This window comes from Pseudomonadota bacterium, from assembly GCA_022361155.1.
In the GTDB taxonomy this organism is placed as follows: Bacteria; Myxococcota_A; Polyangia; order Polyangiales; family JAKSBK01; genus JAKSBK01.
In genome coordinates, this window is the sequence record JAKSBK010000336.1 from 1 (window position 1) to 19,338 (window position 19,338).

16 protein-coding genes are annotated in these 19,338 nt (G+C 66.1%); 7 read left to right on the top strand and 9 right to left on the bottom strand.

Annotation, left to right across the window (positions count from 1 at the left end; translation table 11 throughout):
• The 4 genes from MJD61_13115 to MJD61_13130 form a co-directional block, all read right to left on the bottom strand.
• The coding region (locus MJD61_13115) for a hypothetical protein (GenBank protein ID MCG8556209.1) at nucleotides 1–1,787 on the bottom strand (1,787 nt) is incomplete at its 3' end.
• A gap of 5 nt (nucleotides 1,788–1,792) precedes the next feature.
• Nucleotides 1,793–2,749, bottom strand: coding sequence for a tetratricopeptide repeat protein (locus tag MJD61_13120; GenBank protein ID MCG8556210.1), 957 nt, complete (start codon nucleotides 2,747–2,749; stop codon nucleotides 1,793–1,795).
• Between the two features lie 270 nt (nucleotides 2,750–3,019).
• Nucleotides 3,020–4,390: a sigma-54 dependent transcriptional regulator gene (locus MJD61_13125; protein MCG8556211.1), complete on the bottom strand. Its 1,371-nt coding sequence runs from the start codon at nucleotides 4,388–4,390 to the stop codon at nucleotides 3,020–3,022.
• A 142-nt stretch (nucleotides 4,391–4,532) separates the two neighbouring features.
• The gene (locus MJD61_13130) at nucleotides 4,533–5,372 is read right to left on the bottom strand and encodes an RNA polymerase subunit sigma (protein ID MCG8556212.1); all 840 of its coding nucleotides are present in this window, start codon (nucleotides 5,370–5,372) and stop codon (nucleotides 4,533–4,535) included.
• Between the two features lie 171 nt (nucleotides 5,373–5,543).
• On the opposite strand from MJD61_13130, the gene MJD61_13135 reads away from it, so the two are divergent.
• Both MJD61_13135 and MJD61_13140 read left to right on the top strand, forming a co-directional pair.
• Entirely contained in the window at nucleotides 5,544–7,178 is a 1,635-nt protein-coding gene (locus MJD61_13135; GenBank protein MCG8556213.1) for a hypothetical protein, read from the top strand.
• Nucleotides 7,179–7,422: 244 nt separating this feature from the next.
• The gene (locus MJD61_13140) at nucleotides 7,423–9,348 is read left to right on the top strand and encodes a PAS domain-containing protein (protein ID MCG8556214.1); all 1,926 of its coding nucleotides are present in this window, start codon (nucleotides 7,423–7,425) and stop codon (nucleotides 9,346–9,348) included.
• A 199-nt stretch (nucleotides 9,349–9,547) separates the two neighbouring features.
• Here MJD61_13140 and MJD61_13145 read toward each other — a convergent pair whose 3' ends face one another.
• Entirely contained in the window at nucleotides 9,548–9,790 is a 243-nt protein-coding gene (locus MJD61_13145) for a glutamate--tRNA ligase family protein (protein ID MCG8556215.1), read from the bottom strand.
• A gap of 72 nt (nucleotides 9,791–9,862) precedes the next feature.
• Here MJD61_13145 and MJD61_13150 point away from each other — a divergent pair, with 72 nt between their 5' ends.
• Together MJD61_13150 and MJD61_13155 are read left to right on the top strand one after the other, a co-directional pair.
• Nucleotides 9,863–10,639: a 3'-5' exonuclease gene (locus MJD61_13150; GenBank protein ID MCG8556216.1), complete on the top strand. Its 777-nt coding sequence runs from the start codon at nucleotides 9,863–9,865 to the stop codon at nucleotides 10,637–10,639.
• Nucleotides 10,639–11,919, top strand: a complete 1,281-nt coding sequence (locus tag MJD61_13155) for a patatin-like phospholipase family protein (protein MCG8556217.1) — start codon at nucleotides 10,639–10,641, stop codon at nucleotides 11,917–11,919. The genes MJD61_13150 and MJD61_13155 overlap by 1 nt, the downstream gene beginning before the upstream one ends.
• 1 nt (nucleotide 11,920) lies before the next feature.
• Here the strand turns inward: MJD61_13155 and MJD61_13160 are convergent, their stop codons facing one another.
• The 3 genes from MJD61_13160 to gloB all read right to left on the bottom strand — a co-directional run bounded on the left by MJD61_13160 (nucleotide 11,921) and on the right by gloB (nucleotide 15,445).
• A complete protein-coding gene (locus MJD61_13160) occupies nucleotides 11,921–12,937 on the bottom strand; it encodes a glycosyltransferase family 2 protein (protein MCG8556218.1) in 1,017 nt (338 codons plus the stop codon).
• Entirely contained in the window at nucleotides 12,934–14,376 is a 1,443-nt protein-coding gene (locus MJD61_13165; protein ID MCG8556219.1) for an oligosaccharide flippase family protein, read from the bottom strand. The genes MJD61_13160 and MJD61_13165 overlap by 4 nt, the downstream gene beginning before the upstream one ends.
• A gap of 247 nt (nucleotides 14,377–14,623) precedes the next feature.
• Nucleotides 14,624–15,445 carry a hydroxyacylglutathione hydrolase gene (gene gloB / locus MJD61_13170; GenBank protein MCG8556220.1) on the bottom strand — a complete coding sequence of 274 codons (822 nt, stop codon included), beginning with the start codon at nucleotides 15,443–15,445 and terminating at the stop codon, nucleotides 14,624–14,626.
• 161 nt (nucleotides 15,446–15,606) lie between these two features.
• Here gloB and MJD61_13175 point away from each other — a divergent pair, with 161 nt between their 5' ends.
• From MJD61_13175 to coaD, 3 genes are read left to right on the top strand one after another with little or no spacing between them, the layout of a single operon-like run.
• Nucleotides 15,607–16,857 (top strand): PEGA domain-containing protein, encoded by a 1,251-nt coding sequence (locus MJD61_13175; protein ID MCG8556221.1) that lies wholly within the window; start codon nucleotides 15,607–15,609, stop codon nucleotides 16,855–16,857.
• 52 nt (nucleotides 16,858–16,909) lie between these two features.
• Nucleotides 16,910–17,500 carry an RsmD family RNA methyltransferase gene (locus MJD61_13180; protein MCG8556222.1) on the top strand — a complete coding sequence of 197 codons (591 nt, stop codon included), beginning with the start codon at nucleotides 16,910–16,912 and terminating at the stop codon, nucleotides 17,498–17,500.
• A complete protein-coding gene (gene coaD, locus MJD61_13185; GenBank protein ID MCG8556223.1) occupies nucleotides 17,497–17,973 on the top strand; it encodes a pantetheine-phosphate adenylyltransferase in 477 nt (158 codons plus the stop codon). Before MJD61_13180 ends, coaD begins: the two co-directional genes overlap by 4 nt.
• Here the strand turns inward: coaD and MJD61_13190 are convergent.
• Entirely contained in the window at nucleotides 17,865–19,094 is a 1,230-nt protein-coding gene (locus tag MJD61_13190) for a DUF1704 domain-containing protein (GenBank protein ID MCG8556224.1), read from the bottom strand. The genes coaD and MJD61_13190 overlap by 109 nt on opposite strands.
• Nucleotides 19,095–19,338: the final 244 nt, after the last annotated feature.

Sequence of the window (19,338 nt, forward strand, 5' to 3'; positions counted from 1 at the left end):
AAGTTGCGGCTCAGGCTTACGGTCAAGTCCAGCACGTCGAGCGCCGGCGGCTGGCAACGACCCGCCACGCAGCTCTCGCCCACGCCGCAGCAGGTCGAGCCGCAGGTTTGGTACTGGCAGACGCAGCGGTGCATGCTGTTACAGGTTTCCAGGGCGCCGCAGCTGCCGCAGCTGCCCGAGCAGCCGTCGTTGCCGCACTCGGCGCCCCCGCGGCAGTCTGGCTGACACACGCAACTTCCGCCCACGCAAGCCTGCTGCCCGATGCAAGCGACGCCGCAGCCGCCGCAGTTGGCGTCGTCGCTTGTGAGTTCGATTTCACAGCCGTTGGTGCTGCTGCCGTCGCAGTCTGCAAACCCCCCGACACAGGCTCCGAAGCTGCAACTACCCCCGGAGCAGGTTGCGCTAGCGTTCGGAAACGCACAGCCCACGCCGCAGCTGCCGCAATCCGAGGTGGTGGTGAGCGAGGTCTCGCAGCCGTTGCCCGTGTTGCCGTCGCAGTCGCCGAAGTCCGCGTTGCAGCCTGCGAAGCTGCAGCTGCCGCTGTCGCACGACGCGCCGGCGTTGGGGAAACCGCACGCCACTGCGCAGGCGCCGCAGTTTTGGAGCGTCGCGAGCGAGGTTTCGCAGCCGTTGCCCGTGTTGCCGTCGCAATCGCCAAACCCGGGATCGCAGGCTTCGAAGCTGCAGGTGCCATCGGGACACGACTCGCCCGCGTTCGCCAGATCGCACGCGAGGCCGCAGCCCCCGCAGTTTTGGAGCGTCGCGAGCGAGGTTTCGCAGCCGTTGCCCGTATTGCCGTCGCAGTCGCCGAGTCCGGCCTGGCAGCTCGACGGCTCGCAGGTTCCCGTTGCGCAGGACTCGCCGGCTCCGGGAATGTCGCAGACCACGCCACAGGCGCCGCAGTTTTCGAGCGTCGTCAGAGGCGTTTCGCAGCCGCTTGTCGGATCGTTGTCGCAGTCGCCCCACTTGGCATCGCAGGCCCCGAGCCTGCACACGCCTGTGTCGCAGGTTTCCGAGGCGTTCGGGTAGTCACAGGCGGCGCCGCAACCCCCGCAGCTTGCCAGCCGGTTGAGCTCGGTCTCGCAACCGTTCGCGAGCTCGCCGTCGCAGTCGCCCCAGCCTGGGTCGCAGGCCGCGAGCTCACAGACGCCCGCGTCGCAGGCTGCGCTCGCATGCGCGAGCGCGCACAGCGTGCCGCAGCCCCCGCAGTCGCTCGCTGTATGGATGTCCGTTTCGCAGCCGTTGCTGGCGTCCATGTCGCAGTCGTGGAATCCGGCCTCGCAGCCAGTGAACATGCAGCTGCCCGCCTCGCAGGATTCGCCGGCGTGCGCGAGCTCGCAAACGATCTTGCAGCCGCCGCAGTTTTCGAGCGTGTTCAGGGGAGTCTCGCATCGGCTGGCCGGGTCTGCATCGCAGTCGGCCGTGCCGGGGGGGCACGAGATCATGCCACCGGCGCCGCTCGAGCCGGCTGCACCCGCCATGCCTCCGCTCCCCGAGGCTCCCGTACTGCCCCCTGCGCCGGCGCCTCCACCCGTCGCACCGGAGCCCGCGGCGCCCGCCTGGCCGGCGCCTCCCGCTGTTCCTGCACCGCCGGCGCCGCTTCCCCCTTCGCCCGCGGCACCCACCATGCCTCCTCCCGGGCCAGCATCACCGGGCCCTGCGTCGCCCGCATGAGGCCCACGTCGTTCATCGTAGTAGGCGTCGATGTCGTGTCTGCAGCCTGCCGCCAGCACGAAAAGCGCCAGCAGCCAGGCCGCATCAAGCTGTGGTACACGTTGGGCCTTCACCTGGATCAGAAGCTCCCTTCAACCTGCAAACCCCACGGGTAGGCTAGAGCGCGCAGGGCCGGCCGCTCGCTCTCGTGTGCCTGGCCCTCGAGCACGAACAGCGCCACCGTGGCTCCCATCGACAGTGCCGAGAGGCCGAGCGACACATTCGTCAACGCGTCGCTTGTCCGCACGCCCGAGGTGTCGACTTCGTGTTTGAGCTGTTGGTCGTTGCAGCTGCCTGCGGGCAGGCAGGTCTTGTTCAGTCGTTCGTACTGGGAACCGCCCTTCAACCAGAACAACAGCGCCGCGCCCCCGAATACGCCGGTGCTGCCCGCAGCAACCCAAGTCCAAAGGTACTTGCGACGCGCAGCCTCGGGTTTGTGTGACGTAGCGATCGGGAGCGCGGTCTGTGTCTCGGCTTGCTGCACCGGCTGCGCGGCTGTAGCTGGCAACGCGTGTTGCGTGGAGGGATCGGGCACGCGTACAGCTGAGCCGCCCCTTGCATCGACTGCATCGACTGCAACGGCCGCATCGGTCGCATCGGCCGTGAGAGGTTGCGCCGGGGCCTGCTGCGCGCCCGTTTCGGGCGTTGCCGGCGTAGGGGGAAGGGCAGCTTGTGCCGCCTGCAGCGATTGCCGCAGAACCCGGATGCGTGCTTCGGTACCCGCGCGGTTGGGCGCGTCCGGCTGCTCCCGCAAGTACTGCTCGAAGGCTGCCAAGGCCTCGGCATCGCGACGCAGGCGGTCCAGGCTCGAGGCGATGTTGTACAGCAGCAACGGGCGCGGGCTCAGCTCGTAGGCCTGCCGGAAGTAACCGAGCGCCTGCTCGAAACGGCCGGCCTCGAAGGCGATTCGTCCTGCTTGAAAGAGACTGCGAGCCTGCAGGTCGAGCCCGCTTTGTGCCGGTGGGTCCGACTGTGCCATCACGGGCGTGCACAGGGCGCTCGACAAGAGCACGATCAGGAAGAGCCTTGGAGCCATTATTCTCGAGTGGGTGCCAATAGCGTTGGTTGTGCGCAGCGGCCTGACTCGCATGGTGGAGCCCGTACAAGCGAGTTGTCGGCGACACCGGTCAGGGGAGACCGCACAGCCTCTCATTCATTTTCGATGTAGAGCCGCGTTTTTTCAAGAAGCACCGGCAACGTTCAAACCAGCGCGGGCATCGTGTGCTCCAGGCATTACTCGGGCTGACACCAGGGTCTGCGGCGTCCCATGTCGGGAGGCCGACCACCCGAACCAGGCGGCGCCCGTTCAGCGATCGCGTTCGGGCAGCTCGGGCCGCAAGCCGAATTTCTCGATGCGATAGCGGATCTGGTCGCGGTTCAAGCCGAGAAGCGCGGCGGCACGCGTCTGGTTGCCTTTGGTGCGCGCCAGAGCCTGGACCACGAGGTCCTGTTCAAGCTGGTGCAGGTTGACGCCACCGGGCGGCAGGCGAAAACGCTGCGAAGCCATCGTGTCGGAAGGGTTGGGAAAGCAGGCGCTGAAATCCTGGGGGCCCAGCGCCTGCTGGTCCGTCAGCAGCACGGCGCGCTCGATCGCGTTCTTGAGCTCGCGCACGTTGCCGGGCCAGCCGTAGCCCTCGAGCAGCGTCATTGCGTCACGGCGAATGCCGTTGACCCGCTTGTGGAACTCACGATTGAAGCGATCGACGAAGCATTTGGCGAGCAACTCGATGTCGTGGTCGCGCTCGCGTAGCGGTGGGAGATGCACGTGCAGGACGGTGAGGCGGTAGTAGAGATCTTCGCGAAAGGTGCCGAGGCGCACTGCCTCACGTAGGTCGCGGTTGGTGGCCGCAACGACGCGCACGTCCGGGCGTACCTCGTCGATGCCACCGAGGCGCCTGAAGGCCTTGTCCTCCAAAAACCGCAGCAGTTTTGCCTGAAGCGCCAGGGACATCTCTCCGATCTCGTCAAGGAACACGCTGCCGCGGTCCGCCTGCTCGAGCAGTCCCTTCTTCTGTTGCTTCGCGTCCGTAAACGCACCCCTTTCGTGGCCAAAAAGCTCGCTCTCTAGCAACGTCTCGGGCAAGGCCGAGCAGGTGATGTTCATGAACGGGTGCGCCGAGCGCGCGCTACGTGAGTGAAGGCAACGCGCCGCGACGTCCTTGCCCGTTCCGCTCTCTCCGGTGAGCAAGACGGTCGAGGCCGGGCTGTGAGCGATCTTATCCAGGAGGATCTTCACGCCGCGCAGGGCCTCGGATTCGCCCACCATGTCTTCGAACACGGGTGCCTGGCCACCGCCGGCTACGATACCTCTGACCTCACGAGCCAGGCGCGTCGCATCCAAGGCGCGTTCGACGATCATGGCGATCTTGTCGGCGTCGCAGGGCTTGGTCACGTAGTCGAACGCCCCTCGTTTCATTGCGTCGACAGCCATCTCGACCGTGGAGTGACCCGTCAGCAGCACGACCGGCGTATCCGGCTGTGTGGCCTTCAGCTCCCGGAGCAGACTGATGCCGTCGGCGTCCGGCAGCCGGTAATCGAGCAGGACCGCGTCCAAACGCTCCCGAAAGGCCGCGCGTGCTTCGTCGCCGGTCCGAGCTTCGACAATGGAGTAACCCAGGCTCTCCAAGCGGGGACGCACCGTCAGGCGCAACAGGTTGTCGTCGTCCACCAACAACACTGCGGCGGATCCTTTGGTCGGCGATCGAGGAGTCGACGATCGAGGAGCCGGCGATCGAGCGCCGGCTTGCGGGCGGACGGGCGGGGACATCACACGGAGCCTCGCTGCGCCACAAGAGCGTGCGCAGCGTAACCTGTTTAGGCTAGTACCTGCGCTGCCTCGACGCCACTGCGCCGGCGATGCGCGGGAGCCAATCGCCGGCTCGGCCCTCGATGAAGAGTCCCCTGGGACTCGCGGACACCAGGTCGGTAAGCTGATTGGGCTCGAGGTTCACCGCCAACAACGGCACGCCGCGTCTCGCGACGTGCGACGTCAGCAGAAAAGGCAATGTGGTTTCACCCGTCGTGCCCAGCACGACCAGCAGCTCGGCGGCGCTCGCGGCTGCCATGGAGCTCTCGTAGCGGAACAGCGGCTCGTCGTAGGTCTCATCGAACCACAGAACGTGGGGTCGGGCCTGCCCCTGGCAACGGGGACACAGCAGCAGCTTCTGCTCCGCGGTGGTCAAGGCGCGTCCCTTCTCCCAGCTCCGATCGATCTGCTCCGGCACTTCGAACAGATCGGAGCAGCAGCCATCTGCGCAGCGCATGAAGTCGATGTTGCCGTGGATCTGGTAGGTCCGCTCCAGGCTGTTGCCGGCTCTCAGGTGCAGACCGTCGACGTTCTGGGTGACCAAGAAGAAGCGTCGCCGCGCGGCTTCCAGCTTGGCGAGGGCCAAGTGCGCGGGATTCGGACGTGCCGCCAGGCATACGGAGCGCCGGTAAAGATACCAAGCCCAGACCTCCCAGGGCATCTGCGAAAAGGCCCTGTAGGTAGCGAGCTCTTGGGGATGGTAGTTGCGGGAACCGACACGCCAGTATCCATCGGCACCTCGAAACGTGGGAATACCGCTTTCGGCCGAGACACCCGCGCCGGTCAAAGCCACGACCAGGCTTTCGGCATCGAGCGGAGCCAGCAGCTCGTCCAGTGCAGTCGCTTCGGTCATTGACGGCTGTCCATCGCACGATCGTCGACGCTCATCGCTTGGACGTCAAGCCACCACCGCGGCAACGACGGGAAGACTGGGTAGCGGCTTGTTGACCATTGCCAAGGGGGATGGCAACAAGGGTGCGGTGCACACGATACGGGGCGAGCGCCCCAGAGCGTTACCCCACCCATGGCCGCCATCCCGCACTGGTCACCCACTTCGAGCCCGATCCGTCGAGGCGACGCGTGCGCCGCATCCGGTAGCCTCGCTTTCGGCGCGCTCGCGTTGTTCGGCGGGCTCATCCCGCATGCGCTCCTGCGTGCCCAACCGAAACCTCCCGCAGCACACGATTCTCGGGAGGCGGAGGAGGATGGCTGGGGCGACGCGAGCGACGAGCTCGGTTTTGCGGCACCGGAAGCGGAACAGACTTCGACCGAACCGGCCCTGTCCACGGCGACGACCGCAGGCGGCGGCTGGTACACCACGGGTTTCGCCCGGAGTCAGTGGGGCGTGTGGATGGAACGACTAACCGAGGCATCGGGCCCATCGCTTCCGGGAGGCAACCGCAATCCCTTTGCCAAGGGCCGGCAAAGCCTCGATCTCGAAACACGCTACAGCGGCCGGACGATCCGGGCGGTTGCATCGCTGCATGCGGAGTACGACGTGGCCTACTGGGTGAAGCGAGGGCGCTACGATCAGCCTACGCTCGACGCCTACCGGTCCCTGGTGTACCTGGGCGAGACCTATGTCTCCAAGGATGTGGGGCCGTTGCGGCTGAGCATCGGGCGCCAGATCGTGGCCTGGGGTCAAGGGGAGGCGGTGAGCCTGGTGGACGTGGTCAATCCACGTGACCTGCGCGAGCCCGGGCTGGCGGACTTGGACGACTCGCGGCTGCCGGTGCTGGCCACGCGCGCAGCAGTGTTCGCGGGGTTTCAACGCGCCGAGCTCATGGTCGTCCACGAAGCGTTTTTCGGCTACCGTACCCCGCCCCGAGGTCCCTTCAGCTCGCTGCCGGCGCTGCTCGCCATGAGCCCCATGGCGGCGGCGTTGCTGCCCGGCGAGCTCGAAATGGCCTTTGAAGACAGACCCGGGCGATTCGGGTTGGACACGCAGCAATGGCTGCTGCGTTGGACTTACGAAGGGCCGTGCCTGGATGCGGGGCTGTACCTGGCGTCGGTGCTGGACCAGCAGGTGCTGCTCGACCGGTTTCGCATCGTGTCGATCACGCGAGCCGATCTCGGCACGATTCCCGATCCTGGCGCGTCACGCCATAGGTTGGTTGTCGAGCTCACGCACCCGCGCTACACGCTGCTCGGCTATTCCGGTGCGCTGCCGTTTCGCGATCTGGTCTTCAAGTGGGAGGCGTATGCGGCGCTGGGACGACGCTACAACGTTGCCGGCCCGGCAGGCGGCCCGCTGCCAAGCTTCGCCATCGCAAAGACCACCGAGGTCGGTCACCTGTGGGCCGTGACCTATTCGGGCATAACCGACACGCAGCTAAGCCTCGAGCTCGCCAAGCGCTGGCTCGGCCACGAGGTCGAGGGGCTGGTCTTTCCCGTGCGACAACCCGTGTGGGCGCTGCGCGCCACGCATAGTACGCTGCGGCAAGATCTGCAGCTGGTGTGCGCCGTCAGCGGCTTCGGTTGGACAGCAGGCTACGGTTGGCTTGGTCGAGCCGAGGTCACCTACGCGCTACGCGATGGATTGAAAATCGCAGTCGGCGCGATCAGCTACCAACCGGGCGACCGATTCGGCTTCCTCGCCGGCCTGCGCGCACACGACCGCGTTTTTGCGCGACTGCGCTACGATTTCGCGCTCGAGTAGTCGCCACCGGGCCTGCGCCAGGAATCGGGTTCCCCAGCGCCTCGCCGACTATCCAAGACGGGCTCTGTCTGCTAAGGACCCGCCACACAATAACCTGCCCACCTCGCAGGCCCCAAAACGCCGCTGGCCGTGTTGCTCCTCCTCGAAATACCCGCAGTATCCCTCGTCGTCGCGTCTTGCCGGCGTCGTCCGGTCCTGTGGGATCTGCACAGGTTATTGTGTGGCGGGTCCTAACCGCGGGCCGATGAACGAGGAGGACGATGTGGCGGAGCGGGGCCAGGGTCTTTCGCGAGCCGACCTCGAGTGGGTGCTCCAGGGTGCACAGGTCGGGGTCTGGACCTGGCAGATTGCGCGAGACGAGCTGCTTTGGTCTTCCGAGCTGGGCCGAATCTTCGGTCTGAGCGAAGACCGGTACCCGCGAACCCTGTCGGAGTTCCAAGAGCTCGTACATCCCGGCGACCGCCAGGCGCTCGCGCAGCGCATGCGACAAGCGCTCGCGCAGCGCGAGCCACACTATGTCATGGAACACCGAGTAGTGCGTCCCGACGGTGCTGTGCGTTGGATACGTGGCGGCGGTCGCCTGGAGCTGGATGCGCGGGGTGCACCTGTGCGACTGGGAGGTGCGGCCATCGACATCACCGAGCACAAGGAGGCAGAGGCGGCGCTGCGTGCGCGAGAGGACGAGCTGCGTCTCTTTTCGGAGTTGGCTTCCGATTACGTCTACGTCGCCGACGTGACGGGCGCGCCTCTAGCTCCCACCATCGTCGCCGGCTCGTTCTCGCGCGTGACCGGATACACGCCGCAGCAGATCGCGGATAGGGGCGGATGGTTCCACATCATGCACCCCGACGACCGCGGCGACTACGACGAGCTGTTTGGCGAGCTCAAGAAGGGCATACCGTTCGTCAGCGAGTACCGGATTCACACCGCCGACGGAGGCATCCGTTGGCTACGGGATCACGTGCGACCGGTGTTGAAGGGCGGAGTCCTGGTACAGATCGTGGGAGGGGTCCAGGACATCACCGAACGCAAAGAACTCGAGCAGCGGCTGCAGCACGCGCAGCGCCTCGAGGCTCTAGCGCGCATGGCGGGCGGGGTGGCTCACGACTTCAACAACATCGTTTTCGTCATCACCGGCTCGCTTGCGCTGATGCGCAAGGAAGTCAACGATCGTCCCGAAGCGCTGGAGTACTTGAGCGACATCCAGGCCGCATGCGAGCGCGCTACCGATTTGACGCGGTCGCTGTTGGCATTCGGTCGCAAGCACGTTGCCGCACCCAAAGTCCTGAGCTTGCCGCGGCTCGTCCTGAACACGCGCAGCATGCTGCAGCGTGCAGCCGGCGAGCGTGTGGAGCTCCAAATCGACATCGAGCCCGGCTGTGGCCTCGTGGAGCTCGACAAGAGCCTGTTTCAGCTGGTCCTGCTCAACCTGACGGTCAACGCACGGGCGGCGATGCCGCGAGGCGGCCGCTTGTGCATCCGCGTCCGGCCCGGTACCAACTGCAACGGCGAGCTGCCCGAGATCCAAGCCCAGCGCACAGCCGTGGTGGAGGTCAGCGACACAGGGGAAGGCATCGCCCCGGAGGTCCTGCCGCGCATCTTCGAGCCGTTTTTCACCACGCGTCCCTCCGGAGCAGGGACCGGCCTGGGGCTGGCCACCAGCCACGGTATCGTGGCGGAAGCTGGAGGGACCATGCGGGCCCGGACCAAAGTCGGCGAGGGCTCGACGTTTTTCATCCACCTGCCTGCGGTCGAGGCTCCACCGGCCCATGTTCAAGGCACAAGGACACACGTTACCATGGGCGGAACGGAGCGCATTCTGGTCGTCGAAGACGACGCTTCCGTGAGAAGCGTGACCGTCCGCATGCTGGAGGCTCACGGCTACAGCGTGGTGGCCACCCAGAGCCTGCAGCAGGCACGGGCTGCCGTGGAGACCGAAACGTTCGAGCTGCTGCTCTCGGATGTGCGGTTGCCCGACGGCAATGGCGTGGCCCTGGCAAAGCTGTTGCGAAAGCGCAATCCCAAGCTCCCCGTGCTGCTCATCTCCGGCTACGTCGATGACGAGTCGCGCAAGCTCCTCGAGCCGAGCGACTTCACGCTGTTGGCGAAGCCGCTAAGCGCCGACGCTCTGGCTCGTGCCGTGCGCCGCGCCCTCGATCCTGTAGCTTGACCCCCTCCTACCGCTACTTCGTCATGGGGCAAGTATGTATCGCCAAGCCGTTTCGTGGCCGCGGTGTTCTGGCCGGCATATATGCAACGACGCACGAGCCCTACGGCTCGCGCCACGACTTCGTGCTCACGGAAGTCGCGGCTCGAAACACGCGGTCGGTACGAGCCCACGAAAAGGTAGGATTCCGCCGCTCGCATCGCTAACCGCCCGGGCCGCGGGAATCTGGACCCTGGTCCCAGTCGATCCCGAGCCAGCGCAGATCGGAGAGCATGGCATCGAGCGCCCCCGATTTGGCGCGAGCCGCGTCGAGGTCCTCGGCGCGCAGCAGCAGCTGGCCGCCCTGGGAGCGGGCACGAAGCCACGCGATCAGCGCCGTCCGTGCAGTGCCAAAGTGAATCGGCCCCGTGGGTGAAGGCGCCAGGCGTCCGCGGTATTGCGCCACCCACCAAATATATGCTCTGCTCCGGTAGATGCCCGGTGCCGGCTACGACGAGCTGCCTCAGCCACCGACCCCGTGGTCCAGGTAGTGCGAGGCGCACTCGATCGCGTCTGCGGCTGTTTTCCTACGGGGCGGCACTACCCGGGGATCGCCGACCGGATCGCAACCAGCGTCGCCCACGTCGACGGGTTGGTGTCCGAGCTGGATCCTTCGAGCCGCTGGAGTGACGCGCCGCTCGTGGCTATCGATTTCGAGACGACCGGATTGCAGCCCGAGTCGGACCGCGTCATCGAAGTGGGTGCCGCGTGCTTTGATCACGGGACACTGAGCCGGCTACGGCAGTGGCTGGTCAATCCCGGCGTTCCGGTCTCGGAGGAAGCACGCAAGGTGCACCAGATCGGTGACGACGAACTGACCCAAGCGCCGCCCTTCGGGCACGTGTTGGCCGAGCTCGTGCCGCTGCTCGAAGGTCGTGTGCCTGTGGCCTACAACGCCGCGTTCGACCGGAAGTTCTTGCAGGCCGAGTGCCGGCGCGCGGGGTTCGCGCTCGCGCAGCCCCCGCCTGCGCTAAGGAGCGACGTCGTTTGGATCGATCCCCTGGTCTGGGTGCGCGAGCTCGAGCGGGATCAAGCGGGTAATCGGCTGACCGAGGTGTGCGAACGCATGGGGATCACGCTCGAGCAGGCTCATCGAGCCGCGGGAGACGCCGAGGCTGCCGGCCGGGTGCTGCTCGGCTTGGCAAACCGCATGCCCGCCCGCTACGGCGAGTTGATTCGACTTCAGGGCCAGTACGCAGTCCGCCAAGATGTAGACTTCACGGCCGCCAGAACACGGCCCAAGGCGCGTTCGTGATGCAAGCCAGCGAATCCATCCCGCCGGCCCCAACGCGAGCGCGCACCGCACTGGTGCTGTCCGGCGGCGGCGCGCGGGGCGCCTACGAGGCCGGGCTCGTCGCAGGAATCGTGGAAGCCCTCAAGGACCGCAAGCAAGCTCGATGTCCCTTCGACATCTTCTGCGGCACCTCCGTGGGCGCGCTGAACGCAGCCTATCTGGCGGCGCACGCGCATTTGCCCGACATGGCAGTCTCGGGGATGATCGAGAGCTGGCAGTCCCTCGAGCTCGGCAAGCATCTGAAGATCGACCTGCGAGGTCTGTTGGGCTGGAAGCGGGACTGGTCCAAGCTCACGATCGCGAATCCGAACAGTGCGCGGGCGCGTCGGCTCGGGCGCTCGTTGCTCGATCCGCGGGCGCTTGACGAGCTGGCGCGCTCCAGGGTGCCCTGGGATCGGTTGCACCACAACATCGGGCGCGGCGTGGTTCGAGCCCTCATCTGTGCGGCGCTGCAGGTCGGCTCGGGCAGGACCACGATCTTCGCCGAGCTGGCTCCTAACGCCCACCTGCCGGCGTCCCGCGATCCTCGCCGTGAAACCCGCAAGGGAGCGATCGGTCCCGATCACATCCTGGCGTCTGCGGCGATTCCCGTGTTCTTCCCTGCTCGACGCATCGGCGAGGACTTCTACTGCGACGGGGGTATTCGCTTCAATACGCCGCTCGCTCCGGCCATCCGGGCGGGAGCAGAGCGGCTGGTCGTGGTGTCGCTGCTGTCGCCCACCCGTCCGGGCGCAAGACCCGAGGATGCAGAGCGCGCCTTCCCCAGTCCGCTGTTCCTGATCGGCAAGGTCCTGAACGCCCTGCTGCTCGACCCCATCAACTACGATCTGCACGTGCTCGAACGCTTCAACATCCTGCTCGAGACCCTGGAGGAAACCGTGGGCGCCGACAAGCTCGAGGAGGTTCAGCACGTAGTGCGCGGCCACCGGGGCCTGACCTACCGGCGCCTTGACACGCTCGTCTTTCATCCCTCGGAAGACATCGGCCACCTCGCTTGCGAGGTCGAAACACAGATCCTGACCGACCGCTTCTCGTCGTGGCTGTTGGCGCATGCGGCAGCGCTAGGTAGCGTCTGGGAGTCCGACCTGCTGTCGTTCATCTTGTTCGACGGCGAATTCGCCAAACGGCTCATCGAGCTCGGGCGCAAGGATGCGCTCGCACGCCGAGACGAAATCGTCCGCTTCTTCTCGGAGCTGCAGCCGCTCGACGGCCCGGCCGGCAACGGACGTCCACCTGCTTGAGCTACCTTCTGCGGATCGCCCACTGCCGCTCGACGGCCCGGCGGCCGGTCTGTTGCAGCCGGGTCACGTGCGCACGTGCGCGCACCGATTGCCCGATCGCTCGCGCCAGGCGCGGCACGGCCTTGGGGCCCTCGAGCCAGAACAAGCTCGCCACATCCCACAACGTACGCGACAGGCTGCGGAGCAGGAAACGCTTGGACGCGTTCTTGATCAAGGAGCGCAGGCGGTTGGTGCGTGTCTGAATTCGCAGGAAGCTCGGGCCGTGGCGCTGCGAGCTCGTTTGAAAGCCGTGTCGCACACGCGCCTCCGGCGCGTAGGTGGCGTGCCAGCCCGCAATACGACAGCGCCAGCCAAGGTCCACATCCTCGAAGTACATGAAATAGTCGCGGTCGAAGAATCCTGCGGGCAGTCGAGTCTGCTCCAGCATCGAGCGTCGGTACAGTGCTGCCCCCGCCGTCGGGCAGAAGACCTCCGCTTCGTGTTCGCATTCCGCAACATGCAGCCCAACGTCCCTGTCGCGTGCGAGCCCGTTGTCAAACAGCACGATCCCGGTGGAGTTCAGGAGCGCCGGACGATCCTTGAACACCATTTGGACCTGGATCATACCCGTCAAGGGGCTCGTGCAGCGGATTCGCTCGCGCAAAACGGCGAGGAGGTTCGGATCAGCCACCGTGTCGTTGTTGAGCGTGAGAAGCCACGGCTGCGTTGCGGCTTCGATGCCGCGGTTGCAGCCTTCGGCGAAACCGAGGTTGCTACCTGTTTCGATCAACATGACGTCGGGAAACTCTTCAAGTGCAGCCTTGGCGGAGCCGTCGTGCGAGCCGTTATCCACGACGATGACTTCGAAATCAGGGTCGGTTTGAGCCCTTAGTGAACGAAGGCACTCGACCAGATCCTCGCGGCCGTTCCAGTTGACGATCACAACAGAAACGCCCGAGCAGGCTCCGGGGCGCGTTTGGTCGTTCTTTTTGCCGCGCGCGCTCCCAGCCCGCGGGCGCGCGTCGCCGGCAGGGGTCACCGGCCTCCTTCGGCGGCCGACGTCTCCTTGCCGCCAGACCCGGGACCGCGTCGCTGCTGCAGCCACGTCACGGCTTCCAGTGTGCCGCGCCGATCCACCAAAGCGATTACGACCGTGAAAACGACCAGCATGGCTGCGATCGTTGCCACCAGTGTTGCGACTCCGGATACCCAAGGCCGCAGTACATAGTAGCCCGCGGCAGCGGTCGCTATGGATGCCAGCACCGGAGCCAGCTGGCGCCGGGGAACGTCGAGACCGGGCAGATAGCGACGTACCACGATCACCGCGATGAGGTTGCCCACCACCGTGTGCACGATGTTGCCGTAGACGAACCCCATGAGTCCGGCGATGTGCGTCGAAATCGGCACGACGATCCAGTTGAGCGCGGTCCAACCCAGCGAAAGCCTGGCAAAGACATGCGGCCTGCCCATGGCGTCAAGCGCGGCCGCTAGCAGAGGCGACAGAAACGCGATCGCGAAGGCCGCCGAGTACACGTGCAGGATGGGCACTGCAGGCAGCCACTTCGCGGTGAAGACAATCTGCACGAGATCCGCGCCCAATCCGAACAGCAAAGCCCCGAAGAAAAACACGCCCAATGCGCACACTTGGATCCCGCGACCGAGTGCTCGTGTCAGTTGCTTCGGATCGCTCTGGAGGCGGCTGAACACCGGGAAGGACACGCGAACGACGACTTCTACGAGCCGCAGTGGGAACCAGGCCGTGTGATGGCCCCACTGAATGAGCCCGAAGTTGTGGATGCCGAGCTTTGCGCCTGCGTACAGCGGCGTGATCGCACCGTTGACGAACCCAGCCAGGTTCTTGAGCTGGTAGTTGAGTCCGAACCGAAGCAGCGGCACCAGCGTGCCCCAGTCGGCTTTGAGCCGTATGCGCCAGGGCGACAGCATCATGGCAAGCAGCGAGCCCGTACCGGTTTGCGCTACCAGTGCGACCCCAAGCGACCAGGATCCCAAGCCGCCAAGAGCCAGGGACACAGCCGTGATGTAAAAGGAAAGCGTGGCAACCACGTCGATCAGCGCCAAACGCCCGAAGTGCAGCTCGCGCTCGAGACGTATGCTGGCGACGACCCGCAGCGCGCTCAGCAGCCCGCTGAACGCCACTGCTCGCAGCAACCAAGGGGTGGAAGCGGGCAGCCCACGCCACACGAGCAGCAGGGTATCGGCAGCCAGCCACGCCAGCCCCACCATGGCCAAACCCGCCAGCAGGTGAAACGTGAACACGGTCGCCAGCTCCCTGTCCGAGGGCTCGTCCCGTTGCTGGATCAAGGCGGCTCCGACGCCCGCATCGCCGAACAGATGCAACAGGCCCGAAGCGAAAACGACCACGCCGTAGACACCGAAATCCGAGGGCTCGAGCAGCCTGGCGAGCTGAATCCGACCAGCAAGAACGACAAGCTGGATCACGACCGTTCGGGCGGACATGGTCACGATGCCGCGACGTGCGCCCCGTCGGATGGCCGCGAACGTCGACTCGGATGATGGCTCGTTGGCCACTACTGACCAGCCCGCTCGCCTGCGCCACCAGCCATGCCCGGGACACGCTCGGCAGCCCGCTTTGCCGCAACGACGATACCGTTGCCCCTCCGGTGAGTCTCATCCCGATGGAACGTCAACGGGTCCGCCGAGAGCAGTCCGGACGGCTCGGCGCGCAGTGCAATGGTTGGCGCATCTAAAAGCGGTCCTTGGCCTGCCGGATGACGCCGAGGACGTCGCTGGGAGCCTCGGCTCGGGCGTCCAAGCGACGAGCGGACGCTACCACCGGTGCACACTCGCAGCGTAGAAACGGGTTGGTGGCAAGCTCATCGGCCAGACGCCCAGGGACCGTGGCTTCGCCGGCGCGCAGACGGGCCTGGGCCCACTTCATCCGCTGCGTGATCGCGGCGTTGTCGGGTTCGACGACCGCTGCAAAACGCAGGTTGTCGAGGGTGTATTCGTGACCGCAGTAGATACGGGTGTCTGGGGGCAGGCTGCGCACCTTGAGCAAGGAGCGGTACATGAGCTCGGGCGTGCCTTCGAACAGGCGGCCACAGCCGGCCAGAAACAGCGTGTCTCCCGTGAAAAGGCAGCCGTCCACGTAGTAGGCCAATGCACCCAGCGTGTGGCCCGGAAGCTCGAGCAACGACACGGGCAGGCCTGAAAACATGAGCCGGTCACCTTCGGCGACGCCTCGCGTCTGGTGTTCGATTCGACCGGCAGCCAGATCGTAGGTGCTGCCCACGACATCGATTGCACCGTAACGCGCCCGCAATCGAGCGACGCCACCCACGTGATCCCAGTGGTGGTGGGTCAGCCAGATCGCTCCTGGCTTGGCTCCGTGCCGCTGCAAAGCGCGCTCTACCGGTTCGGCTTCCGACGGATCGACTACGGCGGCATCCCCCTTCTCGCCCAGCAGGAGGTAGGCGTAGTTGTCCCTCAAACAAGCGACGGGCTCGACATGCAGCGAACTGGGCTTGCTTTGCACCACGTCACCTTGCTCGTCTTGCCACCGCATCGTGCGCTCCGGAGCGCACCGATTGCTCCCGAGCGCACCAGTGCGCACCATGCCACAACTGGGCACCGAGTCCAGGTAGGGACCCGCCACACACCGACCTGTGCAGATCGCACAGGACCGGGCTGGTTGCACCAGCGATCGCCCACGGTATAACCCTGGCCATGACAGGGTTGCTTGCCTGCCTCCCGACGGGCGCGCGCCAGCTGCGGCGGGCCCTCGTGGGGTCTCTTGTCGCCATGAGTCTGCTATTCCCCGCGGTGCTTGAGGCTCAGCCAAGACTGGTGGTCTTGGGACTTCGGTCGCTGGAGGGCGACGACGAGTTCGCCCTCGCCCTGAGCAAGGCGCTGAGGCGCCGGGCGCGCACCGAGCAACGCTGGCGCGTGAGCTCCCGGGCACCCTCGCTGGCGCAGATGGCGCTGGCCTATGGCTGCGATGACCCGGATCCCTCTTGTTTGACCGACATCGCCCTTGCTCTCAGAGCCGACAAGTTGATCTACGGCACGGTCGAGCGCGAAGGAAGCGACTCGAGGATCCGGGTCAATGTGGATCTGTTCGACCAGGACAGCGGTGGCGTCGATGCCAGTGCGAAGATCGTCGCCGACGCGAAGCGCTACGACGATGCCAGCATGAGGACCCTGGCGCGCCAGACACTGGACACCCTCACGGGCAGACGGGCAAGCAAACCGGTCGAGACCACACCGCCGCCGGAGCCCGAGGCGCCGCCACCAGTGGCAACCGGAGCCGTGCTGGTAGAAGCCAACGTGATGGCCGCGCTGGTGAGCGTGGATGGTGAAGAAGCCGGCCAGATGCAGGGAGGCCGCTTGCTGCTGCAGGAGGTCAGCCCCGGATCGCATTCGATAGAGGTCACTGCGCCGGGATACGAGCCGATGCGTACGACCGTTACCGTGACAGCGCAGAGACACACACCCGTGAGGCTGACCCTGAGGGAGCTGCCCAGCGGGCAGCCCATGGGATGGCCTCGCACCAAGATGTGGGTCGGCATGTCGCTCGTTGCGGGGGCTGCCGCGCTCGTGGGGGCGACGGCGTTCACCTGGATGCGGATCGCGAAGCTCAACGACGACCGGCGTCTGCTCAACTACCGTCGCGCTGCGGGCGCGCAGCCTATGCGCTCGGCGAACGTGTGCGACGCCGCCGAGGCCGGCACGAGCTTCGGGGTGTCGCCCTCGGACTTGAGGCACGTTCAGGATGTGTGCGCGAGAGCGAGTACGCTGGAAACCCTGCAGTACATACTGATAGCGGCTTCAGCCATTGGCGGTGGGGTGGGCGCCTACTTGCTTGTGACAGGCGATCGGGAGGCTCGGGCCACAGCGGCTTCCCGCTCGCGCGCCGTGAGTCTCGTTCCTCGCTTGAGCCGCGACACCGCCATGCTGAACGCGGCGATCGCGTTCTGAGCCCGCCCTGGTCATATATGTAGTCATCTATTGTTGGCTGGCAGGGTAGAGGATGCGGATCGTTGGCGGCAAGCTGCGAGGCCGACGCATTCGGCAGCCTTCGGGCAGCCCTGCGCGGCCTACCACCGAACGCGCGAGGGAAGGCGTGGCGTCCGCGCTCGACGCTCGCGGAGCGCTCGCGGATGCGTACGTCCTGGAGCTCTTTGCGGGGACCGGAGCGCTCAGCTTCGAAGCGCTCTCGCGCGGAGCCAGCGCTGCGCTCTTGGTCGAGCTCGACGCCCGCATGCGCCGGCTGATCCGTAGGACGGCACATGAGCTCGGGCTCGCCACGCTTATCCGGCTCCTGGCCCTTGATCTTCTCGGCCCGGCCGATCGCGTCGCTGCGCGGATCGGCGCTGTCGCCCAGCGCCCCTTCGATCTGGTGTTCGTGGACGCTCCGTACGCCCGGCAAGGGTCCGTCGCTGCGCTTCTCGAGGCGCTAGCCGCGGGCAAGACGCTGGCCAGCTCGGCGACCGTAGTGATAGAGTACAGTCGCCGTGGTTCGCTGAAGCTGGTGAACTTTGTTACGCTGGCTTCGTATCGCTACGGAGACACCAGCGTGCTTTTTGCTCGTCCGCCGGGCGCCAGCGCAACCAAGCGATGACGACAGCGATCTACGCAGGCTCGTTTGACCCGCTGACCAACGGTCATGTCAGTGTCGTTCGTGGCGGCTTGGTGGCCTTCAAGCGCATCACGGTGGCCGTGGCGCGCAATCCAAAAAAGACGCCTCTGTTCAGCGTGGAGGAGCGCCTCGCGATGCTGCGCGAAGAGCTGGGCAGCGAGCCGAGAACGCGTATCGACGACTTTGATGGGTTGCTGGTCGACTACGCGCGCGAGCAGGGAGTGCGTGTGGTCCTGCGAGGCCTCAGAGCGGTCGCCGACTTCGAGCACGAATGGCAGATGGCCAACGTCAACCGCCACATGTACCCCGAGCTGGAAACGGTGTTCATCATGGCCACGGACTACTTCTACGTAAGCTCCAGCTTCGTCAAAGAGGCCGCTTCGCTGGGGGGGGATGTGCAGGGTATGGTGCCCCAAGGGGTGGCGCGCAGGCTACGCTCCAAGTTCGGCCGGTAGACTGGGGGCCGCACCCAGCCCCTATCCGCGAGCTCGCGAAGCGCGGGGATAGCTGCGAGGCTGACTCTGCCGGCGCGTAGCTCGTCCAAGCTGGCTCGCCCCTTGCGCAGCGCATCTCGCACGCGCAACCAGCCCAGCAAGTACGCTGCGTCGCGAGCCACGCCCCCCCCGCGGTAGACGCGCTCGCTGATCACGATCGCGTCCGTCGCGGGGAAGTGCTCCTCACGATGCAACCTTTGGGCTGTATCACCGAAGCAGGCGCCGGCGTGCATCCAATCGGTGGCCAGCACGCGCGCGGCCAGCGTGCGCAGACGCCGCGAGTCGATCAGCCCGGCAGCCTCTTCGCAGCACAAGGCAACGCCTTCCTGGTCGGTGAAGGATCCCGCCGTACCGATCTCCAGCAACCTCATGGTCTGCGCCCGACCGTTGGCAGCGGCAACCAGATGACCAAACACCTCGTGGACGGCGATGCGCAGCGCCTCGCGGGGCTCAAACGCCCGCGAGCCCACGTAGATGACCCCGTTGCCGGTCGCTGCGCCAGCGGCCAGGCGCGGCTCCATGCGCACTTGTACCGCCAGCCCGGCAACGCGCGCCAACTCCCGCACCGCGGCCGCCACGGACACCGTGGCCGCCCTCGCTCCGCCCGAGGAGCTTGACCGCGATGCAACGGGAACCTCGTCGAGCAGTCTGCGTGCCAGCGTGGCGAGCGAGATGGGCCCCGCGACCGTGTTGACCTGCTCGGCTCCGGTTCCGAACCGCCGCGCCGCTAGGCGACGCACGCGCCGCCCGTCGCCGATGGCATCGACCAACGCGAGCTCGAGCTCGAGCTCGTCCAGCTTGTCCAGGTAAAGCTGCGCGCCGGGAAGGGCTCTCGCCTCGTGCCGCGCCCGATCCAGTGTCCGAAATGCACCGTGTGTGCCCCGTCTCTCGAGCTGCCAGCTCGGCACGGGCTTGCGTCCCGAGCGCAGATCGCACAACAGCCTCTGCCGCTCCTCGACGGCGTTCTTGGGTGTCAGCCGTGCCAACAACCCGATGGAGCTCGCGAGTCGCGCCAAGTCGGTGTCGCAGCGCCTCAGCGCTTCCTGCGGTGTACGGACCACGAGCCCTTTGGATGCTGCCAAACCGCCGTCGCGTCAACGTTTTCGGAAACGCTTGAGCCCCGAAAGGCAAGCGTGGCCGCCAATCCCGCACGAGTCAGCTCGCCTGCTCCCTCCTACGCCCTCCTGCCACATCAACCCCTCCAGATTCAGGCGGCGCGCAAGACAACTGCTTCAAGCGAAGAACCCTCGTGAAGGGCTACCTCCGCGTTACAGCTGCCACCTTTGGTGCTAGCCTTGGAAGGCAATGGATGCCGCAAAACTGAAG